17 protein-coding genes, 1 tRNA gene and 1 other RNA gene are annotated in these 16,542 nt (G+C 69.1%); 11 read left to right on the top strand and 8 right to left on the bottom strand.

The annotated features are described in order from the left end of the window. Positions 1–19: 19 nt before the first annotated feature. Complete coding sequence (locus G6N45_RS07010; protein WP_163721117.1) at positions 20–403, top strand: PLDc N-terminal domain-containing protein; 384 nt, start codon at positions 20–22, stop codon at positions 401–403. Positions 404–470: 67 nt separating this feature from the next. Then, a complete protein-coding gene (locus tag G6N45_RS07005) occupies positions 471–707 on the top strand; it encodes a hypothetical protein (RefSeq protein ID WP_163721115.1) in 237 nt (78 codons plus the stop codon). Between the two features lies 1 nt (position 708). On the opposite strand, the gene G6N45_RS07000 is transcribed toward G6N45_RS07005, so the two are convergent. After that, positions 709–1,710, bottom strand: a complete 1,002-nt coding sequence (locus G6N45_RS07000; RefSeq protein WP_163721113.1) for a DEDDh family exonuclease — start codon at positions 1,708–1,710, stop codon at positions 709–711. A 77-nt stretch (positions 1,711–1,787) separates the two neighbouring features. Between G6N45_RS07000 and G6N45_RS06995 the strand changes: the two genes are divergently transcribed. Beyond that, complete coding sequence (locus G6N45_RS06995; RefSeq protein WP_163721110.1) at positions 1,788–3,047, top strand: Mur ligase family protein; 1,260 nt, start codon at positions 1,788–1,790, stop codon at positions 3,045–3,047. Positions 3,048–3,083: 36 nt separating this feature from the next. Then, positions 3,084–3,800, top strand: coding sequence for a type 1 glutamine amidotransferase (locus G6N45_RS06990; RefSeq protein ID WP_163721108.1), 717 nt, complete (start codon positions 3,084–3,086; stop codon positions 3,798–3,800). On the opposite strand, the gene G6N45_RS06985 is transcribed toward G6N45_RS06990, so the two are convergent. From G6N45_RS06985 to G6N45_RS06975, 3 genes are all read right to left on the bottom strand, one after another. Then, positions 3,797–4,684, bottom strand: a complete 888-nt coding sequence (locus tag G6N45_RS06985; protein WP_163727968.1) for a DUF559 domain-containing protein — start codon at positions 4,682–4,684, stop codon at positions 3,797–3,799. The genes G6N45_RS06990 and G6N45_RS06985 overlap by 4 nt on opposite strands. 254 nt (positions 4,685–4,938) lie before the next feature. Further along, positions 4,939–5,550 carry a recombination mediator RecR gene (recR, locus tag G6N45_RS06980; protein ID WP_057149471.1) on the bottom strand — a complete coding sequence of 204 codons (612 nt, stop codon included), beginning with the start codon at positions 5,548–5,550 and terminating at the stop codon, positions 4,939–4,941. A gap of 4 nt (positions 5,551–5,554) precedes the next feature. Then, positions 5,555–5,887, bottom strand: a complete 333-nt coding sequence (locus G6N45_RS06975; protein WP_048421075.1) for a YbaB/EbfC family nucleoid-associated protein — start codon at positions 5,885–5,887, stop codon at positions 5,555–5,557. A 111-nt stretch (positions 5,888–5,998) separates the two neighbouring features. On the opposite strand from G6N45_RS06975, the gene G6N45_RS06970 reads away from it, so the two are divergent. Further along, positions 5,999–6,748 carry an Rv3717 family N-acetylmuramoyl-L-alanine amidase gene (locus G6N45_RS06970; protein WP_163721106.1) on the top strand — a complete coding sequence of 250 codons (750 nt, stop codon included), beginning with the start codon at positions 5,999–6,001 and terminating at the stop codon, positions 6,746–6,748. Positions 6,749–6,754: 6 nt separating this feature from the next. Here the strand turns inward: G6N45_RS06970 and G6N45_RS06965 are convergent, their stop codons facing one another. Next, positions 6,755–7,216: an SRPBCC family protein gene (locus G6N45_RS06965; protein WP_163727966.1), complete on the bottom strand. Its 462-nt coding sequence runs from the start codon at positions 7,214–7,216 to the stop codon at positions 6,755–6,757. 67 nt (positions 7,217–7,283) lie between these two features. Between G6N45_RS06965 and G6N45_RS06960 the strand changes: the two genes are divergently transcribed. Beyond that, entirely contained in the window at positions 7,284–8,675 is a 1,392-nt protein-coding gene (locus tag G6N45_RS06960; protein ID WP_163721104.1) for an FAD-binding oxidoreductase, read from the top strand. After that, positions 8,672–9,994, top strand: a complete 1,323-nt coding sequence (locus tag G6N45_RS06955) for a class I SAM-dependent methyltransferase (protein WP_163721102.1) — start codon at positions 8,672–8,674, stop codon at positions 9,992–9,994. Before G6N45_RS06960 ends, G6N45_RS06955 begins: the two co-directional genes overlap by 4 nt. Positions 9,995–10,010: 16 nt before the next feature. Here the strand turns inward: G6N45_RS06955 and G6N45_RS06950 are convergent, their stop codons facing one another. The 3 genes from G6N45_RS06950 to ffs form a co-directional block, all read right to left on the bottom strand. Further along, complete coding sequence (locus G6N45_RS06950) at positions 10,011–11,912, bottom strand: DNA polymerase III subunits gamma/tau (RefSeq protein WP_163721100.1); 1,902 nt, start codon at positions 11,910–11,912, stop codon at positions 10,011–10,013. 27 nt (positions 11,913–11,939) lie between these two features. Beyond that, positions 11,940–13,238, bottom strand: coding sequence for an aspartate aminotransferase type Ic (locus G6N45_RS06945; protein WP_163721098.1), 1,299 nt, complete (start codon positions 13,236–13,238; stop codon positions 11,940–11,942). A gap of 41 nt (positions 13,239–13,279) precedes the next feature. Further along, positions 13,280–13,374: signal recognition particle sRNA small type (ffs, locus tag G6N45_RS06940), an RNA gene on the bottom strand. Between the two features lie 60 nt (positions 13,375–13,434). Between ffs and G6N45_RS06935 the strand changes: the two genes are divergently transcribed. From G6N45_RS06935 to G6N45_RS06920, 4 genes are all read left to right on the top strand, one after another. Further along, a tRNA-Ser gene (locus G6N45_RS06935) sits at positions 13,435–13,520 on the top strand. A 70-nt stretch (positions 13,521–13,590) separates the two neighbouring features. Further along, on the top strand, positions 13,591–14,352 hold the full coding sequence (locus G6N45_RS06930; protein ID WP_163721096.1) for a lipid uptake coordinator LucA: 762 nt from the start codon (positions 13,591–13,593) through the stop codon (positions 14,350–14,352). 52 nt (positions 14,353–14,404) lie between these two features. After that, positions 14,405–15,418: a S1C family serine protease gene (locus G6N45_RS06925; RefSeq protein ID WP_163721094.1), complete on the top strand. Its 1,014-nt coding sequence runs from the start codon at positions 14,405–14,407 to the stop codon at positions 15,416–15,418. A 15-nt stretch (positions 15,419–15,433) separates the two neighbouring features. Then, positions 15,434–16,507: an NAD(P)H-dependent amine dehydrogenase family protein gene (locus tag G6N45_RS06920; protein ID WP_163721091.1), complete on the top strand. Its 1,074-nt coding sequence runs from the start codon at positions 15,434–15,436 to the stop codon at positions 16,505–16,507. Positions 16,508–16,542 lie beyond the last annotated feature (35 nt).

Below are 16,542 nucleotides of genomic sequence, written 5' to 3'. Positions count from 1 at the left end.
CGGGTGCTGAACTGGCCTCATGTTGGATTCGTTCTGGAGCTTCCTGTGGTCGACGATCGTCATCTTCGCGTTCATCGCGTACCTGATGATCCTGTTCAACATCCTGGTCGACCTGTTCTGGCGCGACCACAAGACGTCGGGCTGGATCAAGGCCGTCTGGGTGATCTTCCTGATCCTGGTGCCCTACATCACCGCGCTGGTGTACCTCATCGTGCGCGGCACCGGCATGGCTGAACGGGCCCGCGAGCAGGCTCTGCAGGCCAAGAAGGAGACCGAGGACTACATCCGGACCGCGGCCGGCCGCAGCCCGGCGCAGGAGATCGCCGACGCGAAGGCACTTCTCGACGGCGGGGCCATCAGCCAGGGGGAGTTCGATGCGCTGAAGGTGAAGGCTCTGCACTGAGCAGTGATCTTGAAAAGTCTTATCCGAGGCCTGTTTCGAACGTGAATGCGCTGGCAATGCCAGCACTATGAAACTCATCACCATCGGATCGGCGGTGCTGACCGGGGCAGCGGCGACCTTGATCTCGCTGGCTCCGGTCGCTTCTGCACAGCCTGTTCCCTGTGACGATCCCGGCAGCGCGGCCGAGGGCACACCGTGCCAGCCCAGCGAGGAAGGGACTCCGCCCATCGCCGGCGAGATCCCTCCCGGCCAGGACGGCATGCCGGACGTCGCCGGGTGTTACCCGGGCCGGGTCTGCGACTGAGTCAGAACAGCGCCAGTTGATCCTCGGCGTCGTCGGGGTCGGTGAAGTCCTCGACGGCGGTCCCTCCGACCACGATGTCCAGCGAGCGCAGGAAGTCAGCCGAGCCCATCAACGGCACCCCGAAGTCCCCGGCCTGGAAACCTTTACCCTGCTCCGGGGCACCGGCATCGCACACGACCAGCGACGTGTGGGCGTCCACCGACTCGGTGTAGGCCAGCCCGGCGCGCAGGATGCGCTCGATGAGTTCCTCGTGGGTGTGGTCCACCTCGGTCGCCAGTGCCACACGCATCCCCTGCACCAGTGGCCGGCCAGCGACGAACCGGCCCGGGTTGGCGTAGCGGCAGGGCAGCCGCGCGGCCACCACCTTGAGCGGGCGCAACTCCTCGTGCGTGACCCGGCCGTTGGGCCACGTGCGCCGCGACACCGGGTGCACCGGCAGCCATTTGCGATGCTCCTGCGCCCGGACGAGGACGGGTTTGAGGATCTGCGCGAGCACCATCGCGTCGTCGAGCGCATCGTGGGGCCGCATCTGCGTGACGCCCCAGTGCGCGGCCAGCGTCTCGAGCCGCAGATTCTCCAGACCGAGCGCCAGTCGACGGGCGAGCTCGACGGTGCACATCACGGTCTCCACCGGCAGCTCGGCCTGCACCAGCTCCGCTTCGGCCGTCAGGAACGCGTAGTCGAAGCCCACGTTGTGGGCGACCAGCGTGCGGCCGCGCAGCACTTCGATCAGATCCCCGACCACATCGCCGAACGTGGGCTGGCCGTCCAGCATCTCGGCGGTGAGTCCGTGCACATGCGTCGGGCCGGGGTCCACACCCGGGTTGAGCAGGCTGTACAGGCTCTTCTCCACGTTGCCGTCGTCGCTGAGAGCCAGCGCCGCGACGCTCACGATCCGGGCCTGCCCCGGCCGGAACCCCGAGGTCTCCACGTCGACGACCGCCCACCCGGCGCCCGCCTGATCGGCGGGCCTGCCCCAGGTTCTGGCGTCGGTTGAGCTCACACACCGAGGATGGCACGCAGCCCCGACAAGCCCCGCTCCCCACGCCGCGTGTCGGGCGCTTCTCTAAACTGCCGGGAATGGTCACCCGCGGAGGGCAGGAGCGAAGCGACCGGGGAGTCTCGGTCCGCGGACGAGTCGCGCTTGCCGCAGGCGCCGGCGCGCGGTGGGCGTCCCGGGTCACGGGCCGGGGCGCGGGCGCGATGATCGGCGGGCTGGTGGCGATGACGCTGGACCGCACGATCCTCGGCCAGCTCGGTCAGGGCCGTCGCACCGTCGTCGTCACCGGCACCAACGGCAAGTCCACCACCACGCGGATGACCGCGGCCGCGCTGGCCACCCTGGGCCCCGTCGCCACGAATGCCGAGGGCGCCAACATGGACGCCGGTCTGGTGGCCGCGCTGGCCGCCGCGCCGGATGCGACGCTGGCCGCCCTCGAGGTCGACGAGATGCACGTGCCGCATGTCAGCGATGCGGTCTGCCCGTCGGTGATCGTGCTGCTGAACCTCTCGCGTGACCAGCTGGACCGGGTGGGTGAGATCAACCACATCGAGCGGACCCTGCGCGCCGGGTTGGCCCGTCATCCCGCCGCGGTGGTGGTCGCCAACTGCGACGACGTGCTGATGACATCGGCGGCGTATGACAGCCCACACGTGGTCTGGGTAGCAGCCGGCGGCGGCTGGGCCAGCGACTCGGTGAGCTGCCCGCGCTCGGGCGAGGTGATCGTGCGCGACGGCGCCCACTGGCACTCGACCGGCACCGATTTCGCGCGCCCGGAACCCGACTGGTGGTTCGACGACACCCACGTCCACGGTCCCGACGGGCTGTCGCTGCCGATGGCGCTCACCCTGCCCGGCACGGTCAACCGGGGCAACGCGACGCAGGCGGTGGCCGCGGCGGTGACGCTGGGCGCCGACCCGGCCGTCGCGGTGGCGGCCGTGTCAGCCGTCGACGAGGTCGCCGGCCGCTACCGGACCGTCCCGGTCGGGTCGGCGCACACCGCGCGGATCCTGCTGGCCAAGAACCCGGCCGGATGGCAGGAGGCGCTGTCCATGGTGGACCGGGACGCCGCGGGGGTGGTGATCTCGGTCAACGGCCAGGTGCCAGACGGTGAAGACCTCTCGTGGTTGTGGGACGTCAAGTTCGAACACTTCGAGACGGTTCCGGTGGTGGCCGCCGGGGAACGCGGCACCGATCTGGCCGTGCGCCTCGGGTACGCCGGCGTCGGCCACACCCTGGTGCACGACACGATGGCCGCGATCCGGTCATGCCCACCGGGACACGTCGAGGTGCTGGCCAACTACACGGCCTTCCTGCACCTGAATCGGGCCCTGGGATGATCCCGGAGGGGCAGGAGCGGAGCGACCGGGGGGAACATGGCTGAATCGGCGGTGCGGATCGGGCTGGTGTTGCCCGACGTGATGGGCACCTACGGCGACGGCGGCAACTCCGTGGTGCTGCGACAGCGGTTGCGGCTGCGGGGAATCGACGCGGAGATCGTCGAGATCACGCTGGACGATCCGGTGCCCGGCGAGCTCGATCTGTACACGCTCGGCGGCGCGGAGGACTACGCGCAGCGGCTCGCGACCAAGCATCTGATCCGCTATCCCGGTTTGCAGCAGGCGGTGTCGCGGGGCGCGCCGGTGCTGGCGATCTGCGCAGCGATCCAGGTGCTCGGCCACTGGTACGAGACGTCGGCGGGCGAGCGCGTCGCCGGCGTCGGGCTGCTGGACGTGACCACGTCCCCGCAGGTCGAGCGGACCATCGGGGAGGTGGCGTCGACGCCGTTGATCGACGGTCTCACCCAGCGACTCACCGGGTTCGAGAACCACCGCGGCGGAACCGATCTGGGCGCCGACGCGCGGCCACTGGCCGCCGTGACCAAGGGCGCGGGCAACCGGGCCGGCGGCGGCGTCGACGGCGCGGTGCAGGGCAGCGTCGTCGCCACCTATCTGCACGGCTGCTGCCTGGCGCGCAACCCGGAACTCGCCGACTACCTGCTCGCCAAGGTGGTGGGACCCCTTGCGCCACTGGATCTTCCGGAGGTCGACCAGCTGCGGCGGGAGCGGCTGGCCGCGCCGCGACGGGTCTAGGCCGCCAGCTTCCTCACGAACTGTTGGGTGTCACTCGGATCGAGCACACACCCACGACCACGCAATGCGGCCTCTACGCGGTCCAACCACTCGGCAGTTCGTTCCTCGGCGATCACGCGAATCACTATCCACCCCATCTGCTCCAGCATCCGCAGCCGTCCGATGTCCTTGACATACTGCTTGCGGTCCTTCCGGTGGTGATCACCGTCGTATTCGACAGCGACCTTGAACTTTGGCCAACCCATGTCGAGAAAAGCAACGGGCCGTGAGCCGGTCACAATCGGGATCTGTGTCTCAGGTCGCGGAAACCCGCAGTCCAACAACCACAGTCGCATCCGGCTTTCCCGGGGCGATGCCGCGCCGCCATCGACAAGGGGCAGCAGATCGCGCAGTTGGCCGAGGCCCTGCAACTTCGGCCGCCGATCCGCAATCGCGGCCACCCCCTCGAGGGAATAGGGCTGATTCCACATCAAGGCATCAAGGCGAGCCAGAGCCTCCGCCCGGCTCGATAGGCGACCGACGTCGAGGGCCGTCCGTGCCCGTGTGGTGACGGGAAGTCCGCAGCGTCTGGTGATCTCGTCGCCCGACAGCGCGAAGCCGCGGATGATCAGTCCGTGTTGCGGGCGGGCCCGGACCCCGGCGACCTCGATCGGGAGGTCGACGTCGATCCACGGCGCTCCGTGCAATGCTGAGGCGGCTGCACCCGCGATGACTCCCTTACGACCGGTCGCCAGCCACGCACCGATCGCCCGGTCCCGCAACGTGACCTCGATGGCCTTCCGCACGAACACCCCGCGATACAGCGTCGTGTAGTCGCGCCGCAACTCATGCCGGGTGACCACACCGGCTCGGACGGCCTCTCCCCCGAGAATCACTCTGTTCATGCACGGCATGCTGCCCACCGCCACCGACAAAACCTCAGCCGTACACGTTTCGCACACGAAGTGCGAGTAGACGCATGCAGAACGTGCAGAGCTGAGGCCAGCGGGACGCGCACACAGCAGCCACGGTCACAAGGCCCCAGAAGTCTCACCCCTAAACGTTTTGCACACGAAGTGCGAGTAGACGGATGCAGAACGTGCGGAGGTAAGGCAAAAGTGGCGCCAGACGCCAGACCCAGTGGCGTACCCCAGACCCCTCAGGCCATTGCGCGGCGGCCCACCAGCGCCCGGCCCAGTGTCAGCTCGTCGGCGAATTCCAGGTCCCCGCCCATCGGCAGTCCCGACGCGATCCGGGTCACGGAGAGCCCCGGGATGTCGCGCAGCATCCGCACCAGGTACGTGGCGGTGGCCTCGCCCTCGGTGTTCGGGTCCGTCGCGATGATCACCTCGGCCACCTCGACACCGTCGACGCGTTCTCCGATCCTGTTCAGCAGCTCCCGGATACGCAGCTGGTCGGGCCCGATACCCGACAGCGGATCCAGCGCGCCACCCAGCACGTGATAGCGCCCCCGGAACTCGCGGGTCCGTTCCACCGCCTGCACGTCCTTGGGTTCCTCCACCACGCACACCAGCGACGCGTCGCGACGCGGGTCGGAGCAGATGCGGCAGCGTTCTTCGTCGCTGACGTTGCCGCACACCGCGCAGAACGTCACCCCGTCGCGGACCTTGTTCAGCACGGCGGTCAGCCGGTCGATGTCCGGCGGCTCGACCGACAGCAGGTGGAACGCGATGCGCTGGGCGCTCTTGGGCCCGATCCCGGGCAGCTTGCCGAGCTCGTCGATCAGATCCTGGACGGGTCCTTCGAACAAAGAGTCACATCCCCGGCAAGCCGAGGCCGCCCATGCCGCCCGCCAGCGGACCCAGCCGGTCGTGAGCCAGAATGGTGACCTGCTTCGCGGCGTCGGCGATCGCGCCGACGATCAGGTCCTGCAGCGTCTCCACGTCGGACGGGTCGACGACCTTCGGGTCGATCGACAGCCCCACGACCTCGCCGCTGCCGCGCATCGTCACCTGCACCAGCCCGCCGCCGGCCTGGCCGTGCACCTCGGAGTTCGCCAGCGCCTCCTGCGCCTCCATCAGCTGCTGCTGCACCTGCTGGGCCTGCGCGAGGAGTGCTGACATGTCGGGTTGGCCACCGGGCTGCATAGCTGTTCCTCTGGGGTGTTGATTGCGTGTCGGTCTCGACTTGGTTGCGCTCACGTCGAAAGCGACGCTTCGGGGTTTCAGCCTAGTCGGCGGGCGGGCTACCGTGGCGCCGTGCCATTCCGAGCTGCCGTGCGTGTCGGCGCCACCATCGCCGCCGGGCTGCTCGTCGCGGCCTCCACGCTGGCCGTCCCGGCCCAGGCCGCCCCGACCAACATCGCGGGCATGATCGTGTTCCTCGACCCCGGCCATCAGGCGTCGATGGCCGACATGGGCCGCCAGGTGCCCACCGGCCGCGGCGGCACCAAGGACTGCCAGGCCAGCGGCACCTCCACCGCGGACGGCTTCCCCGAGCACTCGTTCACCTGGGACACCACGCTGCGGATCCGTCAGGCCCTGACCGCGCTGGGCGTGCGGACGGCGATGTCGCGCGGCGACGACAGCGGACCCGGGCCGTGCGTCGACGAACGCGCCGCGATGGCCAACGCCATCCGGCCCAACGCGGTCGTGTCGATCCACGCCGACGGCGGTCCCCCCACCGGCCGCGGCTTCCACGTGCTGTACTCCTCGCCGCCGCTCAACGCGGCGCAGGCGGGCCCGGCGGTGCAGTTCGCGCAGGTGATGCGCGACCAGCTGGCCGGCTCGGGCATTCCCCCGGCGACCTATATCGGTTCGTCGGGGCTGAACCCGCGGGCGGACATCGCCGGCCTCAACTTGGCGCAGTATCCGTCGATCCTCGTCGAATGCGGCAACATGAAGAACCCGATCGACTCGGGGCTGATGACCACAGCGGAGGGCAGGCAGAAGTACGCCGACGCCGTGGTCCGCGGGATCGTGGCCTTCCTGAGCACCCAGCGGACCTGACGCCCGCTACACGTCCTCGACGGCCTCGGTGCCCTCCACCTCGCGCTTGAGGTTGCCCAGCACCTGGGCCTGGATCTTGCGCAGCCCGATCGGCGCGAACGTCTTCTCGAAGAAGCCGCCGATGCCGCCGGCACCCTGCCACGACGTCTTGAGGGTCACCGACGACCCCGCCGGGCCGGCGGGTGCCACGGTCCAGTTGGTCACCATCGAGGAGTTCGCGTCCTTCTCGATGACGGTGTGGCCGGCGACGTCGACGCTGGCCTTGACGTCGCGGGAGCGCGACTTGGTGGCCTGCAGCTTCCACGTGGCGACGGTGCCCGCGCCCTGGCCGCCTTCGAGCACGCGGTAGCCGCTGTAGTGCTCCGAGAGGATCTTCGGCCGCATCGCTTCGTAGTCGGCGACGGCGCCGAGCACTGTCGCCGGGTCGGCGTCGATCAATACCGTGCTGGACGCGCTGACCTGTCCCATCGGTGCGAACTCCTCATCTGGCTCGGGTGCGGTCGCATCGGTTGCCACCGCGGACTAGCGTATATGTGTGTCTGTTCCCGCAACCGACGCACGTGCAGCTCACGCCGACGGTGTGGAGCGGCTGCTGGCCAGCTACCGGGCGATTCCGCCCGGTGCCACCGTGCGTCTGGCCAAACCCACGTCCAATCTCTTTCGCGTCCGCGCGAAGAGCACCGCGCCCGGCCTCGACGTCTCCGGCCTGACCGATGTCATCTCCGTCGATCCGGTGGCGCGTACCGCCGAGGTCGCAGGCATGTGCACCTACGAAGATCTCGTCGCTGCGACGCTGCCGCACGGTCTCGCACCGTTGGTGGTCCCGCAGCTGAAGACGATCACCCTCGGTGGCGCTGTCACCGGCCTCGGCATCGAGTCGGCCTCGTTCCGCAACGGCCTGCCTCACGAGTCGGTGCTCGAGATGGACATCCTCACCGGCACCGGCGACGTCGTGCGCGCATCGCCGACCGAGAACCCGGACCTCTTCCATGCGTTCCCGAATTCCTATGGCACGCTCGGCTATTCGGTGCGGTTGACGATCGAGCTGGAACCGGTGAAACCGTTCGTCGCGTTGCGGCACGTGCGATTCCACGCGATCGACGCGCTGATCGAGGCGATGGACCGGATCATCGAGACCGGCGGCTTCAACGGCGAGCGGGTCGACTATCTCGACGGCGTCGTGTTCAGCGCCGACGAGAGCTACCTCTGTCTGGGCGTCCAGTCGGCGACGCCGGGCCCGGTCAGCGATTACACCGGTCAGCAGATCTACTACCGGTCGATCCAGCATCCGTCCGGGGAGAAGCACGACCGGTTGACGATCCACGACTACCTGTGGCGCTGGGACACCGACTGGTTCTGGTGTTCACGGGCTTTCGGCGCGCAGGACCCGCGGATCCGCCGGTTCTGGCCGCGGGGCCTCCGACGGTCCAGCTTCTACTGGAAGCTGATCGGTTACGACCAGCGCTTCGACATCGCCGACCGCATCGAGAAGCGGAACGGCCGCCCGCCGCGGGAACGGGTGGTGCAGGACGTCGAGGTGCCGATCGAGCGCACCGCCGAGTTCGTCGAGTGGTTCCTGGCGACCGTTCCGATCGAGCCGATCTGGCTGTGTCCGTTGCGGCTTCGCGACGCGGCGAATTCCACGGGCGGTTGGCCGCTGTACCCGATCCGGCCGCATCACAGCTATGTCAACGTCGGATTCTGGTCCTCGGTGCCTGTCGGTCCCGAGGAGGGGTATACGAACCGGATGATCGAGCGAAAGGTCAGCGACCTCGACGGACACAAATCGCTGTACTCCGACGCCTTCTATGCGCCGGAGGAGTTCGACGAACTCTACGGCGGCGAGGTGTACACAACGGTGAAGAAGATCTACGACCCGGATTCCCGGTTCCTCGACCTGTATGCGAAGGCGGTACGGCGACAATGACGACTTTTCGAGAGCGGCCCACGGACGCGGCCAACAACGCCGACGGCCGGCTGAGCCTGGCGGAGATCCTGGAGATCTTCGCCTCCGGCACCCAGCCGCTGAAGTTCACCGCCTATGACGGCAGCAGCGCCGGACCCGAGGACGCCGAACTGGGCCTGGATCTGCTGACGCCCCGCGGCACGACGTATCTGGCGACCGCACCCGGCGATCTCGGGCTTGCCCGCGCCTACATCTCGGGCAATCTCGAGGCGCACGGTGTGCACCCCGGAGATCCGTACGAATTGCTCAACGCGCTGACCGAGAAGCTCGACTTCAAACGTCCGCCGGCTCGGGTGCTGGCCCAGGTCATCCGCTCGATCGGCATCGAACATCTCAAGCCGATCTCGCCGCCGCCGCAGGAGGCGCTGCCGCGGTGGCGCCGATTCGCAGAAGGTTTGCGGCACAGCAAGATTCGTGATGCAGAGGCGATCCATCACCACTACGACGTCTCGAACACCTTCTACGAGTGGGTGCTCGGCTCGTCGATGACCTACACCTGCGCGTGCTACCAGCATCCCGAGGCGACGCTGGAGGAAGCCCAGGACAACAAGTACCGCCTGGTGTTCGAGAAGTTGCGTCTGAAGCCGGGCGATCGACTGCTCGACGTCGGGTGCGGCTGGGGTGGCATGGTGCGCTACGCCGCCCGCCACGGTGTGAAGGCGATCGGCGTGACGCTGTCCAGGCAGCAGGCCGAGTGGGCGCAGAAGGCGATCGCCGAGGAGGGGTTGGGTGACCTCGCCGAGGTGCGTCACAGCGATTACCGCGACGTGCGGGAGTCGCAGTTCGACGCGGTGTCGTCCATCGGCCTGACCGAGCACATCGGAGTGGCCAACTACCCCGCCTACTTCCGCTTCCTCAAGTCGAAGCTGCGCACGGGCGGGCTGCTGCTCAACCACTGCATCACCCGCCACGACAACCGGCACGGCGCGGCCGCAGGCGGCTTCATCGATCGGTACGTGTTCCCCGACGGCGAGCTGACCGGTTCCGGACGGATCATCACCGAGGTCCAGGACGTCGGCCTGGAGGTGGTGCACGAGGAGAATCTGCGCAACCACTACGCGATGACGCTGCGCGACTGGAACCGCAACCTCGTCGAGCACTGGGACGAGGCGGTGGCCGAGGTCGGGCTGGCGACCGCGAAGGTGTGGGGGCTGTACATGGCCGGTTCGCGGGTGGGATTCGAGCAGAACGCGATCCAGCTGCACCAGGTGCTGGCGGTCAAGCTCGACGAGCGCGGCCGCGACGGTGGCCTGCCGTTGCGGCCCTGGTGGACTGCCTGATTCCAGCCGCTTGAGCTCAGCCGTCGATGCGGCGCGCTCCGAGCTCGCTCTGCAGCAGTTCCAGCGCGGCCTCCTCCGGGTCGCGCCGGGGCGCGGCGGGGTCGACGTTGCCCGCCTCGGCGAGCATGCTCTCCTCGTCGTCGCCGTCGGGGGGCGGGGGCGGTTCGTCGGGGAGGCGCCGCGGTTCGGCGGCCGTGGGCGCCGCTGCCGCGGGCGCGGTGCCGGTCTCGCAGCGGATGTTCCAGTTCACCCCGAGCGCATCCTTGAGCGCCTCGCGGATGACGTCGGCGTTGCGCGCCTCGGTGAGCCGTTTGGCCAGCGGCGCCGATTCGTGGCTGAGCACCAGGGTGTTGCCCTCGACGGCCCGCACGATCGCACCGGCGAGCATCACCTCGGTGGTGCGGCTGCGCTCGCGGACCTTTTCCCGCACGGTGGTCCACATGCTGCGCACGGCTGCGGCGTTCGGCTCGCCGGCGGCGACCGCGGCCGCGGGTGTCACCGGCGGCGCCTCGACGGCGGGGGCGGCGGGTGGCCGCACCGGGGGCGGGGACGGCACCGGTTCTGCCGCAACAGGTTCGGGTGCCGGAGCCGGAGCCGGAGCCGGAGCAGGAACAGGAACAGGAACGGGTGGGGCGGCCGGGGGTGCGGGCCCGGGTTCGGCTGCCGGCTCGGGCGCCTTCGTCTTGCGGACGTACTGCTTGGCCGGGGCGGCGGGCCGCGCGGCGCCGTTCTCGTCGGCGGGGATCGACATGTCCAGCCGCGTCTCGATGCGCTCGACGCGCTGCAGCAGCGCGGACTCGGTGTCGCTGGCCGAGGGCAGCAGCAGGCGCGCGCACACCACCTCGAGCAGCAGCCGCGGCGCCGTCGCGCCACGCATCTCCCCCAGCCCGGCGTGCACCACCTCGGCATAGCGCGTCAGCGTCGCGGTGCCGATCCGGGCGGCCTGCTCGCGCATCCTCTCCAGCTCGTCCTGCGCGCCGTCGACCACGCCGCGCGCGACCGCGTCGGGCACGGCCTGCAGCACGATCAGATCCCGGAACCGTTCCAGCAGGTCGGTGGCGAAGCGGCGCGGATCGTGCCCGGCATCCACGACGCCCTCGACCGCGCCGAACAGCGCCGCGGCGTCGCCGGCCGCCAGCGCGTCGATCGCGTCGTCGATCAGCGCCACGTCCGTGGCGCCCAGCAGCGCCAGCGCGCGCTGGTAGGCGACGTGGCTCGAGCCCGCCGCATTGGTGTGAGCGCCCGCGAGCAGCTGATCGAGCACTGAAAGCGTGTCGCGCGGCGAGCCGCCGCCGGCGCGGATGACGAGCGGGTAGACCGCGTCGTCGACGTCGACGCTCTCCGACGCGACGATCTTCTCGATCAGCGTGCGCATCGTGCGCGGGGCCAGCAGACGGAACGGGTAGTGGTGGGTGCGCGACCGGATGGTCGGCAGCACCTTCTCGGGCTCGGTCGTCGCGAACACGAAGATCAGGTGCTCGGGCGGCTCCTCGACGATCTTGAGCAGCGCGTTGAAGCCCGCGGTGGTCACCATGTGCGCTTCGTCGACGATGAAGATGCGGTACCGCGACTGGGCCGGGGCGTAGAAGGCGCGGTCGCGCAGTTCGCGGGTGTCGTCCACGCCGCCGTGGCTGGCGGCGTCGAGTTCGACGACGTCGACGTTGCCGGGACCGTTGGGGGCCAGCGCGACGCACGAATCGCAGACCCCGCACGGCGTCGCGGTGGGCCCCTGCGCGCAGTTCAGCGACCGAACCAGGATCCGGGCCGACGACGTCTTGCCGCACCCCCGCGGACCGGAGAACAGGTACGCGTGGTTGATGCGCCCGGAGTTCAGCGCCGTGGACAGCGGCTCGGTGACGTGTTCCTGGCCGACGACCTCTGCGAACGTCGCCGGTCGGTACTTGCGGTAGAGAGCCACGCCGAGAAGGCTACCGACCCCGACCGACTACTTGTCGGCCAGCAACGACTCGGTGGCCGAGAGCAGCGCGCAGGTCGCGAGCCCGTCGATGGCCTCCCGCAGATCGGACATCCCGGGGAACGTGGGCGCAATCCGGATGTTCTTGTCGTCCGGGTCTTTTCGGTAGGGGAACGACGCGCCCGCCTCGGTCACCGCGATGCCGGCGTCCTTGGCCAGGGCCACGGTGCGCTTGGCCGTTCCGGGCAGCACGTCCAGGCTGATGAAGTAGCCGCCCTTGGGCTCGGTCCACGACGCGATCTTGGACTCGCCCAACCGCTCGTCGAGGATCTCGAGCACCAGCGCGAACTTCGGCGCGAGCAGTTCCTGGTGCCGGCGCATGTGCACCCGCACACCGTCGGCGTCGCCGAAGAAGCGCAGGTGCCGGAGTTGGTTGATCTTGTCCGGCCCGATGGATTTCTTGCCCGCGTGCTGCAGGTACCACGCGATGTTGCCCAGCGATCCGCCGAAGAAGCTGACACCACCCCCGGCGAAGGTGATCTTCGACGTGGACGCGAACACCAGCGGCCGGTTGGGGTGGTTGGCCGCCGCGGCCAGGCCCAGCACGTCGACCTGTTTGACGAAGTCGTGGGTCAGCGTGTGCACCGCATACGCGTTGTCCCACATCAGCCGGAAATCGGTTGCCGCCGTGGGCATCTGGACGAGTCGCCGGACCGTCTCCCAGGAGTAGGTGGTGCCGGTCGGGTTCGAGTACACCGGCACGCACCACATGCCTTTGATCGCCGGGTCCGCCGCGACGAGCTCTTCGATCGTGTCGACGTCGGGGCCGTCCTCGCGCATCGGCACGGTGATCATCTCGATGCCGAGTGTCTCGGTGATCGCGAAGTGGCGGTCGTACCCCGGCGAGGGACACAGGAACTTCACACCCGTGCCGTCGCGCAGGTCGTCGATCCACGGCCGCGGCGAGTCGACGCCTCCGTGCAGCAGCGAGTACACGACGACGTCGTGCATGAACTCCAGGCTGGCGTTGTTGCCCGCGATGAGGTTGGGCACCCCGATGCCGAGCAGCTCACCGAAGATCGCGCGCAACTCCGGCAGCCCGTGCAGGCCGCCGTAGTTGCGGGTGTCGGTGCCCTCGCCGTCGCGGTAGGCGTCGGGGCCGCTTCCCGGCAGGTCGAGCAGGCCGTTGGACAGATCGAGCTGTGCTGGCGACGGCTTTCCGCGGGTCAGGTCGAGGTGCAGGTTCTTGGCTTGCAGCTCGGCGTAATTGCGCTGCTGCTGCTCGTGCCGGCCGACGAGTTCGTCGCGGCCCAGCGACTGAAACGACACCGCTCGCCTTCCGCCGTCGTGGGGTGGATGTCCCGGAAAAAGAAAGGGGACCCCGCGCACCCGCCAGAGCCCGTTGACCCTTGCTGCCTTCCGGCCCTGGGGGAGTTCACAGGATGGACGCCGCGCGGGGTCCACGGAGAGTCTAGCCGGTGGGAGATGTGGGGAGTCACCATGCCGGTCCGCTACCATGGCCCGCGGAGGATTCGCCTAGTGGCCTATGGCGCTCGCCTGGAACGCGGGTTGGGTTAACAGCCCTCAGGGGTTCAAATCCCCTATCCTCCGCACTCGGCCCGGGGTGCGATCGGCTGACGACTCGCACGGTCGCACCCCGGGCACAGAATCGAGGAGGAGTATGGGCCGCACCGTCGCGGTGGTTTGGCACGCGTCGTTCTCAGTCGCCGCCGGTGTTCTCTACTTCTTCTTCGTCCTGCCCCGCACCTCCGAGCTGCTGGGCGACAGCTCGCACACGCTGGGCACGGTGCTGCGCATCGTCACCGGCGCGCTCATCGGCCTCGCCGCGTTGCCGGTGGTGTTCACGCTGCTGCGGACCCGCCGTCCCGAGTTCGGCGTGCCCCGGCTGGCCCTGCGTCTGCGCACCGCGTCGATCGCATTGCACGTGCTGGCCGGTGTGTTGATCATCGGCGCCGCGATCGCCGAGATCTGGCTGTCGCTGGACACCGTCGGACAGTGGCTGTTCGGCATCTACGGCGCCGCCGCGGCTATCGCGCTGCTCGCGATCCTGGCGTTCTACCTGGCATTCGTCGCCGAGCTGCCGCCTCCGCCGCCGAAACCGCTCAAGGTCAAGGAGCGCACGTCGCGCCGGCGCCGCCGGAAAGCCGGCGACGGCGAGGGGACCCCCGCCGAGTCGGCCGAGACCGATGAGGTCGACGAGGTCGACGAGGTCGATGAGACCGCCGAGGCAGATGGGGACGAGGACGCCGACGTGACGCCGACGGCCGAGGCGGACTCCGACCTCGAGTCCGAGGACGGATCCGCTGATTCCGAGCATGAGTCCGACGCCGGTGGCAAGCTGCAGAACAGGCGTCCGACCGGCAAGGGAACGCTGCTCAGCCGCCGCAGACGCACCCGCGGCGGCGTGGCGGTCGAGGACTGAGCTACCGCCATCTCGTTCGACAGCAGCCCTTCTCACGGCCACTATTGAGGTTATGGGTCCGTTACTCCCGCTTCGGCTTCTCCTGGTCGCACTGGCCGCGATGCTCGCTCTGGTCGCGCCCGTGGCACCTGCAGACGCGGCCCCCGTTGATCTGCTGGCCGTCTCCGGGCAGGTGGAACCGTCCGTCGTGCGCATCGACACCCAGGTCGACTATCAAGGCGTCATCGGGGCCGGAACGGGGTTCGTCATCGACCCGGCCGGCCAGGTCCTGACGAACTTCCACGTCGTGCAGGGAGCCGACCGCATCACCGGGACGGTCAACGGCCGCCCCTACCCCGCCGTCCTCCTCGGCTACGACCGCAAACGCGACGTCGCGGTGATCCAGTTGCAGGGCGCGGGCGGGCTCCCGCCGGCGGCCATCGGAGACTCCAACGTCCTGGTCCCCGGCGAGCCCGTAATCGCGCTCGGGAACGCCTCGGGGACCCAGAGTCCGCTGACGCGCGAGGTGGGGACCTTCACTGCGTTCAATCAGACCGTCACCGCAGAAGACTCGCTCACCGGTGCCAGCGACGAGATCACCGGACTGATCGAGTTCGCGGCGCCCGTGCGCGCCGGCGACTCCGGCGGGCCTGTCGTCAACGGCGCCGGCCAGGTCGTCGGCATCACCACGGCCGCGTCGGTGAACTTCAAGATGGGTCCCGGCGGGAAGGGCTTCGCGATCCCGATCAACGATGCGACGGCGATCGCCAACCAGATCCGCTCGGGCATTCCGTCCGACAATGTCCACATCGGCCCGCCGGTCCTGCTGGGGGTCGGCATCCGGACGGCGCCGCAGGACGAACCCGGCGTGGTCATCCAGGAGGTGCTGCGCGGCGGCCCGGCCGAACAGGCCGGATTGGCCAACGGTGATCTGCTGGTCGCGGTGGACGGGGTGCGGCTGGATTCGTCGAAGTCGTTGCCTGCGCTGCTGGATCGGCACTACGCCGGGGACGTCGTCGAGCTGACGTGGATCGACCGCAACGGCGGCACCCGGACCGGCAAAGCGGTGCTGACGCCCGGCCCCTAGACCTATGCTGAGCGAGTGCACAACACCGCTCCCCACCGCGTCGTCCAGTGGACGACGGGCAACATCGGCAAGAGCGCCGTCGCCGCGATCGCCGCGAATCCGCATCTGGAACTCGTCGGCTGCTACGCATGGTCGGCCGACAAGGTGGGCCGCGACGTCGGTGAGCTCGCCGGGATCTCCCCGCTCGGTGTCACCGCCACCGACGACGTCGAGGCGCTGCTCGCGCTGAAACCCGACGTCGTCGTCTACAACCCGATGTGGATCGACGTCGACGACCTCGTGCGGATCCTGGAAGCGGGGGTCAACGTGGTCGCGTCCGCGTCGTTCATCACCGGGCACAACCTCGGTGATGAACGACGAGCCCGGCTGGCCGAGGCGTGCCTGCGCGGCGGCTCGACGCTGTTCGGGTCCGGCGTCAGCCCCGGGTTCGCCGAGATGCTCGCGATCGTGGCGGGCACGGCGTGTGACCGCATCGACAAGATCACGATCGCCGAGTCCGCCGACACCACGCTCTACGACTCGCCGGACACCGAACGTCCCGTCGGTTTCGGCGCTGCGATCGACGATCCCGCGCTGGCGCCGATGGCGGCGAACGGTACGGCCGTGTTCGCCGAGGCCGTCGCGCTCGTGGCCGACGCCCTCGGCATCGAACTCGACGACATCAGCTGCGTTTCCGAGTACGCACAGACCACCGAAGACCTGCCGATGGCGTCGTGGACGATTCCCGCCGGCCACGTCGCGGGGGTCTTCGCCAGCTGGCAAGGGAGGGTCAACGGCAAGACGGTCATCGACATCAACGTCCGGTGGAAGAAGGGGCAGACCCTCGAACCGGACTGGAAGCTCGACGGTGACGGCTGGAAGATCACCATCGACGGCCGTCCGACGGTCACCATGAACGTCGGCTTCCTGCCGCCGCAGGACATGATCGAAAATGCCACGTCGATCGAGGACTTCTTCGTGCTCGGCCACATCATGACCGCGATGCCGCCGATCCACGCGATCCCCGCCGTCGTGGCCGCGGCGCCGGGCATCGCAACCTACACCGACCTGCCGCTGCCGATGCCGCGCGGCGTGGTGCCCACCGGCTGAGCGCCCGGCCGACCGACGCAATTCGGTTGCGTCCG

This window comes from Mycolicibacterium psychrotolerans (assembly GCF_010729305.1).
In the GTDB taxonomy this organism is placed as follows: Bacteria; Actinomycetota; Actinomycetes; order Mycobacteriales; family Mycobacteriaceae; genus Mycobacterium; species Mycobacterium psychrotolerans.
The sequence above is the reverse complement of the archived record's forward strand: the minus strand, read 5'-3'. Positions and strand labels throughout refer to the sequence as shown.